This window comes from Sphingomonas hominis, from assembly GCF_013328205.1.
GTDB classification, from domain to species: Bacteria; Pseudomonadota; Alphaproteobacteria; order Sphingomonadales; family Sphingomonadaceae; genus Sphingomonas; species Sphingomonas hominis.
In genome coordinates, this window is record NZ_JABULH010000005.1 from 86919 (window position 1) to 104367 (window position 17449).

The 17449-nt window shown below is 67.5% G+C and carries 20 protein-coding genes; 13 read left to right on the plus strand and 7 right to left on the minus strand.

Going from position 1 to position 17449, the window contains the following annotated elements; translation table 11 throughout:
- Positions 1 to 75: 75 nt before the first annotated feature.
- Together HRV97_RS12135 and tldD are read left to right on the plus strand one after the other, a co-directional pair.
- Entirely contained in the window at positions 76 to 318 is a 243-nt protein-coding gene (locus HRV97_RS12135; protein ID WP_174194540.1) for a zinc-finger domain-containing protein, read from the plus strand.
- A 65-nt stretch (positions 319 to 383) separates the two neighbouring features.
- Positions 384 to 1811, plus strand: coding sequence for a metalloprotease TldD (gene tldD, locus HRV97_RS12140; RefSeq protein ID WP_174194541.1), 1428 nt, complete (start codon positions 384 to 386; stop codon positions 1809 to 1811).
- Between the two features lie 4 nt (positions 1812 to 1815).
- Here tldD and HRV97_RS12145 read toward each other — a convergent pair whose 3' ends face one another.
- Positions 1816 to 2112 carry a CcdB family protein gene (locus tag HRV97_RS12145; RefSeq protein ID WP_174194542.1) on the minus strand — a complete coding sequence of 99 codons (297 nt, stop codon included), beginning with the start codon at positions 2110 to 2112 and terminating at the stop codon, positions 1816 to 1818.
- Entirely contained in the window at positions 2112 to 2357 is a 246-nt protein-coding gene (locus HRV97_RS12150; protein ID WP_174194543.1) for a type II toxin-antitoxin system CcdA family antitoxin, read from the minus strand. Before HRV97_RS12150 ends, HRV97_RS12145 begins: the two co-directional genes overlap by 1 nt.
- An 11-nt stretch (positions 2358 to 2368) precedes the next feature.
- On the opposite strand from HRV97_RS12150, the gene HRV97_RS12155 reads away from it, so the two are divergent.
- The 4 genes from HRV97_RS12155 (at position 2369) to HRV97_RS12170 (ending at position 5024) form a co-directional block, all read left to right on the plus strand.
- Positions 2369 to 2953, plus strand: coding sequence for a pyridoxamine 5'-phosphate oxidase family protein (locus tag HRV97_RS12155; RefSeq protein ID WP_174194776.1), 585 nt, complete (start codon positions 2369 to 2371; stop codon positions 2951 to 2953).
- Entirely contained in the window at positions 2953 to 3153 is a 201-nt protein-coding gene (locus HRV97_RS12160; protein ID WP_174194544.1) for a putative signal transducing protein, read from the plus strand. Before HRV97_RS12155 ends, HRV97_RS12160 begins: the two co-directional genes overlap by 1 nt.
- Positions 3154 to 3307: 154 nt before the next feature.
- The gene (locus tag HRV97_RS12165) at positions 3308 to 3646 is read left to right on the plus strand and encodes a P-II family nitrogen regulator (protein ID WP_174194545.1); all 339 of its coding nucleotides are present in this window, start codon (positions 3308 to 3310) and stop codon (positions 3644 to 3646) included.
- 25 nt (positions 3647 to 3671) lie between these two features.
- Positions 3672 to 5024, plus strand: coding sequence for an ammonium transporter (locus HRV97_RS12170; protein ID WP_174194546.1), 1353 nt, complete (start codon positions 3672 to 3674; stop codon positions 5022 to 5024).
- A gap of 586 nt (positions 5025 to 5610) precedes the next feature.
- Here HRV97_RS12170 and HRV97_RS12175 read toward each other — a convergent pair.
- Together HRV97_RS12175 and HRV97_RS12180 are read right to left on the minus strand one after the other, a co-directional pair.
- Positions 5611 to 6648: a ferritin-like domain-containing protein gene (locus HRV97_RS12175; RefSeq protein ID WP_174194547.1), complete on the minus strand. Its 1038-nt coding sequence runs from the start codon at positions 6646 to 6648 to the stop codon at positions 5611 to 5613.
- 11 nt (positions 6649 to 6659) lie between these two features.
- Positions 6660 to 7679, minus strand: a complete 1020-nt coding sequence (locus tag HRV97_RS12180) for a ferritin-like domain-containing protein (RefSeq protein ID WP_174194548.1) — start codon at positions 7677 to 7679, stop codon at positions 6660 to 6662.
- Between the two features lie 319 nt (positions 7680 to 7998).
- Between HRV97_RS12180 and HRV97_RS12185 the strand changes: the two genes are divergently transcribed.
- The 5 genes from HRV97_RS12185 (at position 7999) to HRV97_RS12205 (ending at position 12084) form a co-directional block, all read left to right on the plus strand.
- Positions 7999 to 9522, plus strand: a complete 1524-nt coding sequence (locus HRV97_RS12185; protein WP_174194777.1) for a peptide chain release factor 3 — start codon at positions 7999 to 8001, stop codon at positions 9520 to 9522.
- Positions 9523 to 9684: 162 nt separating this feature from the next.
- Positions 9685 to 10800 (plus strand): alpha/beta fold hydrolase, encoded by a 1116-nt coding sequence (locus HRV97_RS12190; RefSeq protein WP_174194549.1) that lies wholly within the window; start codon positions 9685 to 9687, stop codon positions 10798 to 10800.
- 140 nt (positions 10801 to 10940) lie between these two features.
- Entirely contained in the window at positions 10941 to 11603 is a 663-nt protein-coding gene (locus HRV97_RS12195; RefSeq protein ID WP_174194550.1) for a peptidylprolyl isomerase, read from the plus strand.
- Positions 11604 to 11662: 59 nt separating this feature from the next.
- On the plus strand, positions 11663 to 11809 hold the full coding sequence (locus tag HRV97_RS12200; RefSeq protein ID WP_174194551.1) for a hypothetical protein: 147 nt from the start codon (positions 11663 to 11665) through the stop codon (positions 11807 to 11809).
- Entirely contained in the window at positions 11806 to 12084 is a 279-nt protein-coding gene (locus tag HRV97_RS12205) for an acylphosphatase (protein WP_174194552.1), read from the plus strand. The genes HRV97_RS12200 and HRV97_RS12205 overlap by 4 nt, the downstream gene beginning before the upstream one ends.
- Before the next feature lie 17 nt (positions 12085 to 12101).
- Here the strand turns inward: HRV97_RS12205 and HRV97_RS12210 are convergent, their stop codons facing one another.
- The 3 genes from HRV97_RS12210 to HRV97_RS12220 all read right to left on the minus strand — a co-directional run bounded on the left by HRV97_RS12210 (position 12102) and on the right by HRV97_RS12220 (position 16374).
- Positions 12102 to 13109, minus strand: coding sequence for a histone deacetylase family protein (locus HRV97_RS12210; RefSeq protein WP_174194553.1), 1008 nt, complete (start codon positions 13107 to 13109; stop codon positions 12102 to 12104).
- Between the two features lie 173 nt (positions 13110 to 13282).
- On the minus strand, positions 13283 to 14488 hold the full coding sequence (locus tag HRV97_RS12215; protein WP_174194554.1) for an MFS transporter: 1206 nt from the start codon (positions 14486 to 14488) through the stop codon (positions 13283 to 13285).
- A 278-nt stretch (positions 14489 to 14766) separates the two neighbouring features.
- Entirely contained in the window at positions 14767 to 16374 is a 1608-nt protein-coding gene (locus HRV97_RS12220; RefSeq protein ID WP_174194555.1) for a lysine--tRNA ligase, read from the minus strand.
- A gap of 53 nt (positions 16375 to 16427) precedes the next feature.
- Here HRV97_RS12220 and HRV97_RS12225 point away from each other — a divergent pair, with 53 nt between their 5' ends.
- Together HRV97_RS12225 and HRV97_RS12230 are read left to right on the plus strand one after the other, a co-directional pair.
- Complete coding sequence (locus HRV97_RS12225; protein WP_174194556.1) at positions 16428 to 16967, plus strand: sterol desaturase family protein; 540 nt, start codon at positions 16428 to 16430, stop codon at positions 16965 to 16967.
- 25 nt (positions 16968 to 16992) lie between these two features.
- The gene (locus HRV97_RS12230; RefSeq protein ID WP_174194557.1) at positions 16993 to 17319 is read left to right on the plus strand and encodes a PilZ domain-containing protein; all 327 of its coding nucleotides are present in this window, start codon (positions 16993 to 16995) and stop codon (positions 17317 to 17319) included.
- Positions 17320 to 17449: the final 130 nt, after the last annotated feature.

Below are 17449 nucleotides of genomic sequence, written 5' to 3' on the forward strand. Positions count from 1 at the left end.
GCGCGGTACGCCGATCGCAGGCCGCGCGCTAGGCGATGATTGCGAGTCGCGCGCGTGCTTGCTAACGCATCACCCATGCATCCGCCGCTCGAAGTCGTCCGTGTCTCGCAACCCCGCGTCGCCTGCGATGGCGCCAGCGACATTCCCGGTGGTGCGGCGCTCGGCCACCCGCGCATCTACCTCCAGATCGACGAGCACGGCTACGTCGATTGCGGTTACTGCGACCGCCGCTTCGTGCTGATCGGCGGTGCGGCGGACGGCGTCGACCAGGGCACGCTGCCCGACATCCACGAAGGGTCGAACCCCGACGTGCATTGATCGGGCGACGATCCGAGTGCGTGGGGCGACTTTGCCAATGCGCTGAGCCGTCCTATCTAAATTGCATGACCGCACTCGACCCCCGCTCGTTCCTGTACCGCGACTCGCTCGACCCCGATGCGGCGAAGGCGCTGACCGCCGACGCGCTGGCGAAGGCCGACGACGGTGAATTGTACCTCCAGTACCGCAAGGCCGAGGCGTTCGGGTTCGACGACGGGCGGCTGAAGACCGCGAGCTACGACACCAATGCGGGCTTCGGGTTGCGCGCCGTGTCGGGCGAGATGACCGCCTTCGCGCACGCCAACGAACTGAGCGAGGCCGCGATCAAGCGCGCCGCGGAGACGATGGCGCTGATCGACCCTTCCGCGAACGGGAAGGCGCAGCCGCCGCGCAGCACCAACCGCCACCTCTACACCGACGCCGATCCGCTCGACCTCGTCCCCTTCGCCGACAAGGTGAATTTGTGCCAGACGATCGACGCCGCGGCGCGCGCGCGCGACCCGCGCGTGGCGCAGGTGTCGGTCGGGCTGTCGGGCACGTGGAGCGTGGTCGAGATCGTCCGTGCCGACGGCTTCGTCGCCACCGACGTGCGCCCGCTCGTCCGGTTGAACGTCTCGATCGTCGTCGAGCAGAACGGCCGGCGCGAGACGGGCACGTTCGGCATGGGCGGGCGCTACCTCTACGACCAATTGTTCGAGCCCGCGGCGTGGAACCGCGCGGTGGATGAGGCGCTGCGTCAGGCGCTGGTCAATCTCGACTCGGTAGCCGCTCCTGCTGGCGAGATGACGGTGCTGCTCGGGCCGGGCTGGCCCGGCATCGTGCTCCACGAGGCGATCGGCCACGGGCTGGAGGGTGACTTCAACCGAAAGGGCACCAGCGCGTTTTCCGGTCGGATCGGCGAGCAGGTCGCAGCGCGCGGCGTCACTGTGGTCGACGACGGCTCGATCGCCGACCGCCGCGGCTCGCTGTCGATCGACGACGAGGGCACGCCGACCTCCGAGACGATCCTGATCGAGGATGGATTCCTGAAAGGTTATATGCAGGACCGGCTGAACGCACGGCTGATGGGGGTCGAGCCGACCGGCAACGGCCGCCGCGAGAGCTTCGCGCACGCGCCAATGCCGCGCATGACCAACACCTTCATGAAGGCGGGCAAGGACGATCCGGCCGAGCTGCTGAGCCGCGTCAAGCGCGGCATCTTCGCGCAGTCGTTCGGCGGCGGGCAGGTCGACATCGTGTCGGGCAAGTTCGTCTTCTCGTGCACCGAAGCGTATCTGGTCGAGAACGGCCGTATCGGCGCGCCGATCAAGGGTGCGACGCTGATCGGCGACGGGCCAAGCGTGCTGACCAAGGTCGAGGGCGTCGGCAACGATTTCGCGCTCGACGAAGGCATCGGCATGTGCGGCAAGGGCGGGCAGAGCGTCCCCGCGGGCGTGGGTCAGCCGACGCTGCTGATCGGCGGGCTGACCGTGGGCGGCACCGCGACCGCGTGAGCGGTCAGTAGCGACCCAGCAACAGGTCGAGCGCGGTGCCGATTGCGTATTCGTGCTCGACCAAGTTGGTAACGGGCTCGCGCAGCAGCCGCGCCGCGACCGCGCCGGACAGGTGAGCCTGCATCGTGTGGGGCACGCCGTCGATCTCAAAGACGGGGGTGAGGCGGGGGTCGCCCGCGGGACGTTCGCTTTCGTCGATCAGCGGGGCGACGAAGCGGCTGTTCAACGCACCGAACTGGTCGGACTGGCAGTCCAGCCAATATCCGCCATCCGGTGCCGGATAGACATCGAAACGCGCCATCAGAACAGGCGATATTTCTCGAGTGGCAACCCGTTCTTCTCGACCCAGGCGTTGTTGGCCTCGATCCAGTCGCGATTGTCCTTGGCCCATTGGCGATCGCGCTCGGACTTGGCGGCGGTGCGTAGTGCCGCCTCGCAGGTCTGCGACAGGTTGATCCCCGCTTCGCGCGCGGCGGCGACGACGCCGGTGTCGATCGACAGGTTGACCGCTTTGCGCTTGCCGGAGCTAATCGGATCATGCTTCATGCGTGGAACGTATGCGCATGACCGATGCGCGTCAACGCGAGGCCATGTCGATGGAGTTCTTCCCCGCGCTCACCCCTGAGCATCGCGCATTCGTCGCGAAACAGCCGGTGTTTTTCGTCGCCACCGCGGCGGAAGGGACGCGGGTCAATCTCAGCCCCAAGGGCATGAACAGCTTCCGCGTGCTGGACGAGCGCACCGTCGCCTATCTCGACGTCGCGGGATCGGGGAACGAGACCAACGCGCACCTCATCGCCGACGGGCGCATCACGATCATGTTCTGCGCCTTCGATAACCCTGCGCTGATCTTCCGCATCTACGGTCGTGGTCGCCCGGTGCTGCCGCAGGACGACGAGTGGGCGGGGCTCGCCGCACATTTCACGCTGCTGCCCGGCACGCGGCAGATCTTCGTCGTCGACGTGCAGGAGGTGCAGACCTCGTGCGGTTGGGGCGTGCCGTACATGGCGTTCGAGCGCACGCGCGAGACGCTCAACAAATATCACGAGAAGCACGACGACGAGACGCGCTTCGCGAAATATGCCGTACGCACGACCAGCATCGACGGGCTGCCGGTACGCAATCCGACGGTGCCCGCGTAATGGCATTGGTCGAACTCGGTCGCTTCGACCGCAATCTCGCCAACATCATCGTTGGTCGGCTCGAGTCCGAGGGGATCGAGGCGGTGGCGTTCGACACCGGCGCGTCGATCGCCGACGGTAGCTGGCTGCTGATCCCCGCGCGCGTCATGGTGGACGAGGACGATCTGTCGCGTGCGAAGCGGCTGCTCGATCCTGCCTGAGCGGCCTGCCTGGAAAACGGGCACTCACCTGCTCCGCTGCCTAATTATTACCAAAGCGTTACGACACTGAGCGGGTACTAGCCCTTCTCTCGGTGTGATCCATGTTTGGCACGGTCGTTGCGAAGCCCTCTCTCGCTACAGGGAAGGGGGCGCGATGAAGCTGGTCATTGCCATCATCAAACCGTTCAAGCTCGACGAGGTGCGCGAGGCGCTGACCGCGATCGGCGTGGCGGGGATGACGGTGTCGGAGGTGAAGGGGTTCGGTCGCCAGAAGGGCCAGACCGAAATCTACCGCGGCGCCGAATACAGCACCAACATGGTGCCCAAGATCAAGATCGAGGTCGTGTGCGCGAGCGACATGGCCGAGCGCGTGGTCGAGGCTGTGCAGGCATCGGCGAACACCGGCGCGATCGGCGACGGCAAGATCTTCGTGCTCGATGTCGGACAGGCGGTGCGCATCCGCACCGGCGAAACCGACGACAATGCACTCTGACGGGGGTTGGGGAATGAAGCGATCGATGGAACGTACCGGATTGCGGGGCATCGGCCTCGCGGGCGCGGGACTGGCGCTCGTCGCCGCGCTGCCCGCCTGGGCGCAGGACGCGGCACTACAGGCACCCGCCGCGGCGGCGAGTGCGACCGTCAACAAGGGCGATACCGCGTGGATGCTGACCAGCACGCTGCTGGTGATGATGATGATCCTGCCCGGCCTCGCGCTATTCTACGGCGGGCTGACGCGCACCAAGAACATGCTGTCGACCATGACGCAGATTGGCGCGGTCGCGTGTTTCGCGATGCTGATCTGGGTCATGTGGGGCTACACGCTCGCCTTCGGTGACGGCGGCAACGATTTCGTCTCCGGGCTGGGCAAGGCGTTCCTCGTCGGCGTCACAGCGGAGAGCACGGCGGCGACCTTCACGCAGGGCGTGGCGATCCCCGAATATGTCTTTGTTTGCTTCCAGATGACCTTTGCCGCGATCACGGTCGCGCTGGTGCTCGGCTCGGTGGTCGAGCGGATCAAATTCTCCGCGGTGATGGCGTTCGCCGCCATCTGGCTGACGATCGTCTACTTCCCCATCGCGCACATGGTGTGGGCGTCGGGCGGGCTGTTCTTCAAGATGGGCGCGCTCGATTTCGCCGGCGGCACCGTGGTGCACATCAACGCCGGCGTCGCCTCGCTCGTCGCCGCGCTGATCCTGGGCAAGCGGATCGGTTACCCCACCGAGCGGATCGTGCCGCACTCGCTGACGATGACCGGCATCGGCACCGGGCTTCTGTGGGTCGGCTGGTTCGGGTTCAACGCCGGCTCCGCGCTGGAGGCGAACGGATCGGCGGGTCTGGCGATGATCAACACCTTCGTTGCCACCGCGTCGGCCGCATTGTTCTGGATGCTGGCCGAGCGGTTGAACGGCCACAAGGGGTCGGCGCTGGGCTTCTGCTCGGGTGTGGTCGCGGGACTCGTCGCGGTGACCCCGGCGGCGGGTAATTCGGGGCCGTTCGGCGCGATCGTGCTGGGCGCCGTCGCCTCGGTGATCTGCTTCTACGCGGTGTCGGTGCTGAAGGTGCGGCTCGGCTACGACGACGCGCTGGACGCCTTCGGGATCCACGGCGTCGGCGGCATCGTCGGCGCGATCGGCACCGCGATCGTCTATGCCCCGTCGCTCGGCGGACCGGGCAAGCCCGATTACGACATGGCGCACCAGCTGATCGTGCAGCTGTCCGCGGTGGCGGCGACGATCGTCTGGACCGGCATCGGCACCGCGATCGCGATGTTCGCGGCCAGGGCGCTGACCGGGTTGCGCGTCACCCCCGAAGTCGAGCGCGAAGGCCTCGACCTCGGCGAGCATGGCGAGCGCGCCTACAATTATTGACGGCTTTTCGGCGGCGGGCGGTGCCCGTCGTCATCCCGATGTTCCTCCTGCGGACGACACCTTGAGCCCGGTACGGCAACGTACCGGGCTTTTTTTTCGCTGTATGACGATCCGGGCTGCGATCACCATCCGAGGATCGGCAAGCTGCGGCGAATGGCTGGCGAGCAGCTTCTCGGGCGCAATGCGACCCGCGTCGCGCCGGAGCATCGGCGCGGACCCAATTCCATCCTCATCCAGAGACGCCACGTGTCAGCGCCGGATGGTCGTCGCGACCGTTAGGACCGTCCAGCGCGCGGCCGTCTCCACGCGGCCGCCATCGTCACGCTGCGCTTCGGGTGCCGGCGCGAGGTGATCGTCGCTACCGCTTGAGCGAGCCGCCACGACGCACGATATGGCAGCCGTGACTAATGATCCCCGAGTGCAACGCGCGATCCAGATCGCGCTGGTGTTGTTGTTCGTCTCCATCGCCGGCTCGATCGCGCTCGCCGTGGCGCTGCTGCGTGGTTGAGGCACGGACGGCACCATAACGAAACCGCGCCCGTGCTTGGTGCACGGACGCGGTTCGATCGTTCAACGGTGTCGACGCTTAGTTGGCGCCCGACGTCCGCACGTTGCCGTTAACGCCCGCGGGGAAGAAGCCGCCCGCATTCACCGCGGTCCGCGTCTGGTACACAACGTTCAGCACCTGCTGCGGCGTGCGACCGAGCACGAGCCCGCTACTGTTGGTCGGTACTAGGTTCGCGGTGGTGGCGTCGCCGATGTCCTGATCGGTATCGGTCGCCCCGTCGAGCCCGTCGCGCGTGTCCGAGATCTGCTTGATGCGCGTGTAGATCGTCGGTGCGGCGAGTCCGCGCTGCCACAGCGACGAGCGGATCACGCCGTCGTGGTAGCATTCGGTCGACAAGATTCCCGCCGCCGCTTCGAGGAAGGTCTTGTTGCTGATCAACCGCGCCGAACCGCGATAAGCGGTGACGCCGACGTCGGTCAGCAGGTAGGAGCCGATCAGGAAGTTCTCGTCGCTGGCGAACGGATCGAAGGTTTCCGAAGCGCCGACCACGCCCGCCGCGCGTGCCGCCGCGGTGAAGGCGCCGACCGCGGTGCCGCCGGGCGTCGTGACGCTCGCCGAACCCGACAGGTTGAGCGATGCCTGCGCCGCTGCCGATCCGCCCAGCGCGGTGCGCAGGAACGTGATGTGCGCGAGCTCGTCCGCCGCGATCTCGCGTGCATATTGCGCCAGCACCTGATCGGTGAAGGTAACCTGGCGTGCAGCGCCCGCACCCGTTCCGGTGATCACCGCACCCTGCGTACCCGTGCCGGTCTGCAGCGCCGCGGCGATGCCCTGACCCGTGGTCGCGTAGCTGTAGTAATTGCCCTCGAGATATTCGAGCTGCAACGCGAAGTTGAGCACGTCGACGTCGGTTACCGTCGCCGAGGTCGGCGTGGGTGTCGGCGACGGTGCCGGCGCGGGGGTGAAGTCGTTCTCGTCATTGTCGCATGCCGCCAGCAGCGACAGACCGCCCGTCATCACCGCTGCGCCGCCGCACATCCGGATGAAATTGCGTCGTGCGCTGCGCTGGTGTTCGGCGCCCTCGATCATGTCGACCAGGCTTGTTTCGTTGCTCATCGTGCGCCTCCTCAGTTCGCGCCGGAGCGCGTCAGCGCCGCGTTGGGGTTGTTGGTGCCGTTCGGGAAGAAACCGCCCGAGGTCGCCTGATTGCGCGTCAGATAGACGATGTTGTGCACCTGCTCCGAGGTACGGCTGAACGTGCGGCCGGTGCTGTCGGTCGGCACGATGTTCGCCTGCACCTGACCGTTGACGGTCATCGGCGAAATGCCCTGATCGTCGTCGGCGACGATGGTCGGCAGCGAACCCGCCGCCGAAGCGCGATTGCCGTCGAGCAGGTCGCGCGCGTCGGAGATGCGGTCGGCGTTGGTGCGCAGCACTGGCGTCGCGACGCCGCGGGCGTAGAGCGCGCTGCGGATGATGCCGGCGTGGAACGCCTCGGCCGCCAGGATGCCCGCTGCCGCATCAACGATGTCGACGTTGCTGATCAGCGGCGCCGCGCCCTGGTAAGCGGTGACGCCCACGTCCTCGAAAATGTACGCGCCGAGCAGGAAATTGTCGTCGTTGGCGTAAGGATCGAACACGCCGCCGCTTGCCGACAGGTCGATGCCCGCCGCCAGCGCTGCCGCGGTGAACGGTCCGTCAGCCGCGCCCGAGATGTTGATCGCGGGCTGCGCCACGGCCGCGTTGCCGAGTGCTGAACGCAGCGCTGCGACGTGCGCGACCTCGTCTTCGGCGATCTCTCGCGCGTACTGGATCACGGTGCGGTCGGTCAGGTTGGCCTTGCGTCCACCGGTTACCGCGCCCTGGCGACCGGTGCCGGTCAGTTGGGCTGCGGGCAGGCCCTCGCCACGGACGGCGTAGACGTAGAATTGCGCTTCGAGATATTCGAGGTTGAGCGCGAGATTGAGGATGTCGCTGTCGCTTGGCGCCGCCGTCTGCGCGCGCGCCGCGGTTGAGAAGCCCATTGCCGCGACACCGCCTGCGGCCAGCGTACCCACGCTCAGCGCGTGGCGAAAGAATTCACGCCGCTCGTCGCGACGTTTCACGCGTCGATCGAGCGCCTCGATCAACTCCACACTATCGGCCATTCGGACCTCCTCACCTGCGACAGCATACGCGCCCTCGCTCCCGCACGTCGGGAATGGATCACGGCTGACGAACGATAGAAACGCCGTTCGATGCAATTCGCCCCAGTGTCAGAGCGTTAACTTTCTCACTCACCGGCGCGCTTGTGATTGGAACACTCGCTCGTGCGACCTATCTGGAGCCACTGTCCAGCATGGCCGACTTGCTGCTATGCGCGCGAGTCTGTTGTTCGCAGATCGCGCCGTGTCGCTGCGGACGGCGAGCCGCGCCACCCACTTCCGCCTGCGCGCGTCCTCGGTCGCGCCGACCGTCAGGACCGTCATGACCTCGCCCCGCCGTACCTTCGCGATCATCTCCCACCCCGACGCCGGCAAGACCACGCTGACCGAGAAGTTGCTGGTCGCGGGCGGCGCGATCCATTTGGCGGGCGAGGTAAAGGCGCGCGGCGCGAACCGGCGAGCACGGTCCGACTGGATGAAGATCGAGCAGCAGCGCGGGATCTCGGTCACCTCGTCGGTGATGACGTTCGAGCGGGATGGGATCACCTTCAACCTGCTCGACACGCCGGGGCACGAGGACTTCTCGGAGGATACCTATCGCACGCTGACTGCGGTCGACTCCGCCGTCATGGTCATCGACGCGGCGCGCGGCATCGAGGCGCAGACGCGTAAATTGTTCGAGGTGTGCCGGCTGCGCTCGGTGCCGATCATTACCTTCGTCAACAAGGTCGACCGCGAAGGGCGTCCGGTATTCGAACTGTTGGACGAGATCGCCGATATCCTGGCGCTGGACGTCGCGCCGATGAGCTGGCCGATCGGGATGGGCGGCGAGTTCGAGGGCGTGCTCGATCTGGAGACGGGCGGGGTCAGCCGACCCGAGGGCGACAGCCGCAATTTCCAGGGCCGCGTCGACCAGGACGTGACCTTGTCCGACCGGTTCGCCGAGGAGGTCGAGCTGGCGCAGGCGGGTTATGCCGAATTCGACGGTGAGGCGTACCGCAACGGCGACCTGACCCCGGTCTATTTCGGATCGGCGTTGAAGGATTTCGGCGTCGCCGAGCTGATCGACGCGCTCGCGCGCCACGCGCCCGCCCCGCGTCCGCAACCCGCCGAGCCCGCGCCGATCGCGCCCGAGACGCCCGAGGTGACCGGTTTCGTGTTCAAGGTGCAGGCCAACATGGACCCCAACCACCGCGACCGGATCGCGTTCATGCGGTTGTGCTCGGGCACGTTCAAGCGCGGCATGAAGCTGACCCCGACGGGCCACGGCAAACCGATCGCGGTCCACTCGCCGATCCTGTTCTTCGCGCAGAACCGCGAAGTCGCGGACGAGGCGTTCCCGGGCGACATCATCGGCATCCCCAATCACGGCACGCTGCGCGTCGGCGATACGCTGTCCGAACGCGCGGACATCCGCTTCACCGGCCTGCCCAATTTCGCGCCCGAGATCCTGCGCCGCGTCGCGCTCAAGGACCCGACCAAGACCAAGCAGTTGCGCAAGGCGCTGGACGACATGGCCGAGGAAGGCGTGACGCAGGTGTTCTACCCCGAGATCGGGTCGAACTGGATCGTCGGCGTCGTCGGGCAGTTGCAGCTCGAGGTGCTGATCAGCCGGCTGGAAGCGGAGTATAAGGTCGCCGCGGGGCTTGAGCCCGCGCCATTCGACACCGCGCGTTGGGTGACGGGCGAGGCGGCCGACCTGAAGGCGTTCGCTGACGTGAACCGCGGCGCGATGGCGAAGGACCGTGACGGTAACCCGGTGTTCCTGGCGAAAAGCGCATGGGAGATCGGCTATGTCGCGGATCGTTATCCGAAGGTCCGCTTCAACGCGACGCGCGAGCGCTGACCTTCTCCCCTTCCCGAAAGGGAGGGGTTGGGGTGGGTGAGGCCGAGGTGGAAGCGCTCGTGGCGCACCGATCCACCCCCAGCCCCTCCCTTCCAGGGAGGGGAGTTGGCACCGCCAAACTATAGCGCTGGCGTCCCCGCACCGGCTGTGTAGCATGCCGCCATGCTGCTCACCGTCCTGCTCGCCGCCGTCCAGGCGCTGACCCCGCCGCCACAGGCGACGCCTGCCGCGCCGATCGCGACCCGCGCTGCGACTGCGCCCACCACGTCGACCAAGTGGCCGACGCGCGAGGCGGACTTCACCGCGCGCGACTTTACGTTCCGCTCGGGCGAGCGGATGCGCGCGCTTAGGCTCCACTATACCACGCTCGGCACGCCGCACCGCAATGCCGCGGGTGAGATCGACAATGCGGTGATGGTGCTCCACGGCACCGGCGGCACGGGCAAGCAGTTCCTCCAGCCCCAGTTTGCCGACCGGCTCTACGGCCCGGGCCAGCCGCTCGACATTACCCGCTTCTTCGTCATCCTGCCTGACAATATCGGGCATGGCGGGTCGTCCAAGCCCTCCGATGGGCTGCGGATGGCGTTCCCGAAATACGATTACGACGACATGGTGGCCGCGCAGCACCGCTTGCTGACCGAAGGGCTAGGCATCAAGCGGATGCGGCTGATCATGGGCACGTCGATGGGGTGCATGCACGCCTTTGTTTGGGGCGAGAGCTATCCAACGTTCGCGCGGGCGCTGATGCCGCTGGGATGCGAGGTGGTGCCGATCGGTGGCCTCAACCGAATGTGGCGGCAACTCGCGATCGATGCGATCACCAGCGATCCGGCGTGGATGGCGGGCAATTACACCGCCGAGCCGGCGCAAGGGGTGCGCGGCGCGGCGTCGCTGCTGTTCGTCGCGGGCGGGGCGCCGCTGTGGATCCAGACCAATTACCAGTCGCGTGATGCCGCGGCGAGCTACGCGCGCGAGCGGGTGGCGGCGTCGATCAAGGGGATCGACGCCAACGACCTGATCTATCAACTCGATTCGTCGCGCACCTACGATCCGTGGCCGCGGCTGGAGGCGATCACCGCGCCGACCGCGTGGATCAACTCGGCTGACGACTTCATCAACCCGCGCGGCTTCACTTATCCGGCCGAGGGCGTGAAGCGGATCAAGAACGCCACTTTCCGGCTGATCCCCGAGACGCCCGAGACCCGCGGGCACGGCACGCACACCTGGGCGAAGTTCTGGGAAGGTGATCTGGCCGCGCTGCTGGAGCGGACGCGCTGATCCTCTCGCCTTCTGACATGAAGGGGTCGGGTGAGCAGTAGAACAGAGAACGCTTCGTGTCGGGCCAACCCACCCCCAACCCCTTCCTGGCAGGGAGGGGAGCCTTGCAGCCGGCAAGGTCGAGTTCTACCCCGCCGGCCATGATCCGCTTCATCGCCCCCGCGCTACTTGGCCCCCTGCTTGCCCCCCTGCTCGTCGCGCCCGCCGCGGCGCAGCGTGCCGATCGTGCGACGCCGGGCTGGGTGCGGGTGCGGCTGGAGACCGCCGATGGCCCGATGGTGATCGCATTGGCGGCGAAGAAGGCGCCGGCGACCACCGCCAATTTCCTGCGCTACGTCGACGACGGGCGGTTCGACGGCATCTCTTTATATCGCACCGCCAAGAACAAGCGCGATCCGCGCTACGGCTTCATTCAGGGCGGCATCCGCACCGACGCGCGCCGGTTCCTCGACACGATCCCCCACGAATCGACCAAGAAGACCGGGATCAAGCACCTCGACATGACGATCTCGATGGCGCGGATGGGACCGCCGGGATCGGCGAACGGCAATTTTTTCATCTCGGTCGGCGCGCTGCCGTCGATGGACTGGTCGCCCAGCAATCCGGGTTATGCCGCGTTCGGCCGCATCGTGTCGGGACAGGCGACCGTGCGCCGCATCCTCGCCGAGCCGGTCGGGGGCCAGATGCGCGGCACGCTGATGCTGCGCCCGGTGCGCGTCAATCGCGCGGTGCGGCTGGACGGCAAGCCGCAGCCGACCGGGCGCCCGCGGCCGTGGTTGATCGAGCGCCGCCGCGAGGGCTGAGGGTCTTGGGCTGAACCTTCCCGCCGCGCGGCTCGTTGATCACCCGAGGAGACGATGCGATGCCAGATCAACCCAACAAGCCCGGCGGCGATTTCGAGCGCGACGACAAGGTCCGCGATGTCGCCGACGAGCAGGCGGTCAAGAACCAGGGCAAGGCGAAGCCCGAGGATTATCCCGAGCCCGCGAGCGGGGATCAGGTGGAGTGATCCTCCGCCGGCTGGTGGTGACCGGCCGGGTGCAGGGCGTGTTCTTTCGCGACTGGACGGTTGAACAGGCCCGCGGGCTCGGCCTCGACGGCTGGGTGCGCAATCGTGCCGACGGATCGGTCGAGGCGGTGATGGCCGGTGCGCCCGAACAGGTCGCGGCGATGATCGAGCGGGCACGTCGCGGACCACCCGCCGCTCGGGTCGACGAGGTTGCCGTGAGTGAGGACGCGTCCGCCGAGGTGCTGGACGGGTTCGAGAAGCGGCCGACGCGTTAGACCGCGCACCCTGCCGTTCAGTCGAACCCCGACAGGAACGCCGCGACGTTGCGGCCGAGCGCGTCGATCGCGTAGCCACCCTCCATCACGATCGCGGTTGGTAGTCCCAGCGCGGCAATGTCGCGCGCGAGGACGGGATAATCGTCGGTGGTCAGCTTGAACCGGCTGATCGGGTCGCCCTCCCACGTGTCCGCGCCGAAGCTGACGACGAGCAGGTCGGCCCCGAAGCGCGCGATCGCCGCGAGCGCGCGTTCCTGTTCGGTGCGAAAAGCGTCGATCCGCGTACCCTGCGGCAGCGGCAGGTTGAGCGTTGCGCCCCGCCCCTCGCCCTCGCCGACCTCGTCGGCGTGGCCCCAGAAGAACGGGTAGTCGGTCGCAGGGTCGGCGTGGAGCGAGGCGTAGAAGACGTCGCCGCGCTGCCAGAAGATGTCCTGTGTGCCGTTGCCGTGGTGATAGTCGATGTCGAGGATCGCGACGCGTGCGCAGCCGGCGTCGCGCGCCGCCTGCGCCGCGACCGCCGCCACGTTGATGTGGCAATAGCCGCCGCAATAATCGCGCCCGGCATGGTGGCCGGGCGGGCGGCAGAGCGCGAAGGCGGCGCGCTCGCCCGCCAGCACCGCGTGCGTCGCGGCGAGTGCCGATTGCGCGCTGGCATAGCCCGCCGCCCAGGTCTGGTGCGTCAGCGGCGTGGTCGCGTCGAGCGAGTAGCGCCCGAGCAGCGCGTCCACGCGCGACAGCGCGAGCGGGCGACGACCGACGATCGGAAAGGCGTAGGGGATCGCCTGACCGGGGCGCCCGGCCTCCTCCCACAGACGCGCCGCGTCGCGCAGGAAGGCGAGGTAATCGGCGTCGTGCACCGCCTCGATCGGTGCCGCGCCAAAGTCGTCCGGCTGCTCCGCGCCGCCGATCGCGTCGAGGATCGCCTGCGCGCGCGACGGCTTCTCGGCATAGTCGGTGAAGGCGCCGTTGTGGAGTTCCTGCGCGGGTGCGTGGGTGGCCTGCGCGGGCGAGAAGTACCGCCTCATGCGCGGGGCTCGGTGCGCTGGAAGGTCGCTAAGGTCACACCCCTACGCATGTGCGCGCGCGAGACGACAGGAGTGGGATGAGAGGCAAGGGTCATAGGCGCGATCATGCCACGCGTGCGCGACGTAGGACACGGCCAAGTGGGGTGGTCCTTGCCGGTACAGCCGGGCGCCGCTCACGCGGGCATTGGGTGTCCTCGCCGCTGCCGATCCACCACGAGCGTCAGCGCCCAGATCGCTAATCCGCCGAGCGCCAGCGCGCTGCCGACATAGCCGGTCGATGCCCAGCCGTAGCCGCCCGCAATCGCGAGGCCGCCTGCCCAGGGTCCGATCGCGTTGGCGACGTTGAAGGCGGAATGGTTGAGCGCGGCCGCCAGCCCCTGCGCATCGCCCGCCACGTCCATCAACCGCGTCTGGAGCACGGTCGCGAGTGCGCCGCCGCAGCCGATCGCGAACACGCAGGCGGTGATCGCGGCGAGGTTGCCGCTCGCCCATGGATAGAGCGCGAGCACGACCGCCGACCAGACCAGCAGCACGCCCGCGGTCGGCATCAGCGCGCGATCGGCGAAGCGCGGCACGAACAGATTGCCCGCGGTCAGCCCGGCACCGAACACCGCTAGCACCAGCGGCACGACCGCGTTCGACGCGCCGGTGACCTCGGTCAGCGTCGAGGCGAGATAGGTGTAGACCGCGAACAACCCGCCGAAGCCGATCGCGCCGATCGCGAGCGTCAGCCACACCTGGCCGTTGCGCAACGCGGCGAGTTCGCGCAGCGGGCTCGCGTCGCGATCGGGCCGGTCGTGCGGCGCGAAGGCGGCGACCAGCGCGGCGGTGACGAGCGCAAGCGCCGCGACCACGCCGAAGACGTAGCGCCAGCTGAGCCACTGGCCGAGCAGCTTGGCGAGCGGCACACCGACGATCGTCGCGACCGTCAGCCCCAGCATCACGCGCCCGATCGCGGTGGTGCGCCGTTCGGGCATCAGCGACGCGGCTACGAGTGCGGCGACCCCGAAATAAGCGCCGTGCGGCAGCCCGGCGAGGAAGCGGAACAGCAGCATCGCATCGTAACCGGGCGCGAAGGCCGACAGCGCGTTGCCGGCCGCGAACATGAGCATGAGGATGATCAGCGCGGCGCGCCGCGGCACCTTGGCGAGCGCCACTGCCAGTGTCGGCGCACCGACCACGACGCCGAGCGCATAGGCGCTGATCAGGTGGCCGACCGCGGGCGCGTCAACGCCCAGCCCGCGCGCGAGGTCGGGCTCCAGGCTCATCGCGGCGAACTCGGTCGTGCCGATCGCGAAGCCGCCGACCGCGAGTGCGAGGTGGACGAGGCCGACCGGGGCGGCAGGCTTTAAGGCTGCGGGAGGCGTATGTTGCTGCATTGCAGCATAAGATGCGGGTTGGGGTGGGGTGGCGCAAGGTTGGATGTGAGCGGTTGGCTGAAGCGGGACAGGCTCCCCTCCCTGGAAGGGAGGGGCTGGGGGTGGGTCGGGGAGACGCGAGCGCTCACCTGGTGCGGATGTCACCCGGCGTACCAACCCACCCCCGACCCCTCCCTTTCAGGGAGGAGAGAAGGCCAGGGAGGCCGCCGCGGGCAAAGCCCGCGTCGTCGGACGAGTCGGTCAAGACCGACCCGCCGGCCGGCCTCGGCGCTACGCGGCTAGCCGCGCACCGGCGCGGGCGTGGCCGCGCCTTCGCCTACCGCCTCAGCGATCAGCCTTCGTGTATTCTCCACCCCGTACAGCTTGATAAAGCTGCCCATCCGCGGCCCCTGCGACGATCCCAGCAGCGTCTCGTACAGCGCCTTGAACCAGTCGCGGAGTGAGTCGAACCCGCCGGTCTTGCCGATCTCGTACACCTCGTTTTGGATGTCCTCCGCACTCGCGTCGGCGGGCAGTGCGGCGAGCGCGGCGTCGAGCCGTTGCAGCGCCTCGATCTCGATCGCCTCGGGTGCGCGGCGCTTCAAAGTCGGGGCGATGAAGTCGCGGTGATAGGCGAGCGCGTGGCCGATCAGCCGGTCGAGCTCGGGATAGCGCGCGGCCGAGGCGTCGGGGACGTAATTGGCGAGATAGGCCCAGACCTGCTCGGGCGTCGCACCCTCGCCCATCACGCCGACGAGGTTGAGCAGCAGCCCGAACGTCACCGGCAACTCGCCCTCGGGCAGGCGGCCATCGTGGATGTGGTGGACCGGATTGCCGAGCCGTTCCTTGACCGCTTGGCCACCGTAATTGCCGCGGAACTGCCAATATTCGTCCACCGCGCGCGGGATCACGCCCATGTGGAGTTGCTTGGCCTTTTTCGGCTCGCGGTACGCGTAGAAGGCGAGGCTCTCCTCGGGGCCGTAGGTCAGCCACTGCTCGAGGCTGAGGCCATTGCCCTTCGACTTGGAGATCTTCTCGCCATTCTCGTCGAGGAACATTTCGTAGTTGAAGCCCTCGGGCGGACGTCCGCCGAGCACGCGGGCGATCCGCGACGATTGCGTCACCGAGTCGATCAAATCCTTGCCCGCCATCTCGTAATCGACGCCGAGCGCGACCCAGCGCATCGCCCAGTCGACCTTCCACTGCAGCTTGGACATACCGCCGAGCGCGCTCTGTTCGACCCGCTCGTTCGTCGCCGGGTCGGTAAAGGCGATCGTACCCGCCTCGGCATCGATCACCTCGACCGGCACCTGGAGCACGATGCCGGTCACGGGGCTGATCGGCAGGATCGGCGAATAGGTCGCGCGGCGCTCGGCGCGCAGCGTCGGCAGCATGACGTCCATCACGCCGCCGAAATGCCGCAGCACGCTACGCAGCGCCTCGTCGAAGCGGCCTTGGCTGTAGTAATCGGTCGAGGACACGAACTCGTAATCGAAGCCGAAGCGGTCGAGAAATTGCCGCAGCATCGCGTTATTGTGCGCGGCGAAGCTGTCGAACTTGTCGAACGGATCGGGGATGCGCGTCAGCGGCTTGCCGAGGTGCTCGGCCAGCATCGTGCCGTTCGGCACATTGTCGGGCACCTTGCGCAGACCGTCCATGTCGTCGCTGAACGCGACCAGCCGGGTCGGCTGATCGGACAAAGCGTGGAACGCCTGGCGCACCATCGTCGTGCGCAGCACCTCGTTGAAGGTGCCGATGTGCGGCAGCCCCGAGGGGCCGTAGCCGGTTTCGAACAGCACCGGCTCGCCACCCGGTTTCCCGCTGGGATAGCGTTTGAGGAGCTTGCGCGCCTCCTCGTACGGCCAGGCCTTGGACTCTAGGGCAGCGGATCGCAGTTCGTCGTTCATGGTGCGGTGCGACGTAGCGATAAGGCCGCGCGAACGCTATATGCGCAAACACAATGGCTTGGTGGTCCGCGCTTCTCCTGTTCCTCGTCACCGTCGTGCTGATGGAGGGTTTCGCCTATGCGATGCACCGCTGGGTGATGCACGGGCCCGGCTGGTTCCTGCACAAGAGCCATCACCGCGCGCGCGACGGCCATTGGGAGCTGAACGATCTCTACGCGGTGATCTTTGCCGTGCCGTCGGTTCTGATGATCTACGGCGCGCTGCATTACGGCTGGTGGCCAGGGTTCGTGTGGGTGGGTGCGGGCGTCGCCGCTTACGGCATGATCTATTTCGGGTTTCACGACGTGATCGTGCATCGCCGTATCCCGACACGCTATCTACCCAAAGGCCAGTACATGAAGCGGATCGTGCAGGCGCACCGACTGCACCACGTGGTCGAGACGCGCGAGGGGAACGTCAGCTTCGGCTTCATCGTCGCACCCAAGCCCGAGGACCTGAAGGCCGAGTTGAAGCGTCGTGGGCGCAAGGGCATGCGACGGTCGAGCGTGCCCGACCAGATGGCGCCCGGCCATACGGCCTTTGCCGAAGATTAACCCTTTCGGGGCATGACTCGGGATCATGGAACCCGCGATCCCCATCCCCGATTCGACCGAGGCCGACGAACACCGCCACGCGCTTCGTCGTGCGGTGAAGATGAAGGCGCACCTGCGCGACCGCGGCAACACGCGGTTCGAGATCGACGTGGTCGACCTGTCGGTCACGGGGTTCCGCGCGCAGACGAGCTTTACTTTGTGGCCGGGGACGACGGTGTGGCTGACATTGCCGGGGCTCGCCGCGCTGGAGGCGGTGGTCGCGTGGCGGGACAAGTTCCGGTACGGGTGTGCTTTCTCGAAGCCGCTGCACCCGGCGGTTTTTGACCATATTGTGGCGTTAGGGGAACGCTGAGCGCAAGCGCGACCGCGTTCGCGCCGGTGCGCGTCAGCGCAGCGCGTAAGCCGGACGGCGTGCCGGCATAGCCGGACACGGCCGACGACGCGGGCTTTGCTCGCGTTTCTTGTTTCCTACACTTCTGAGA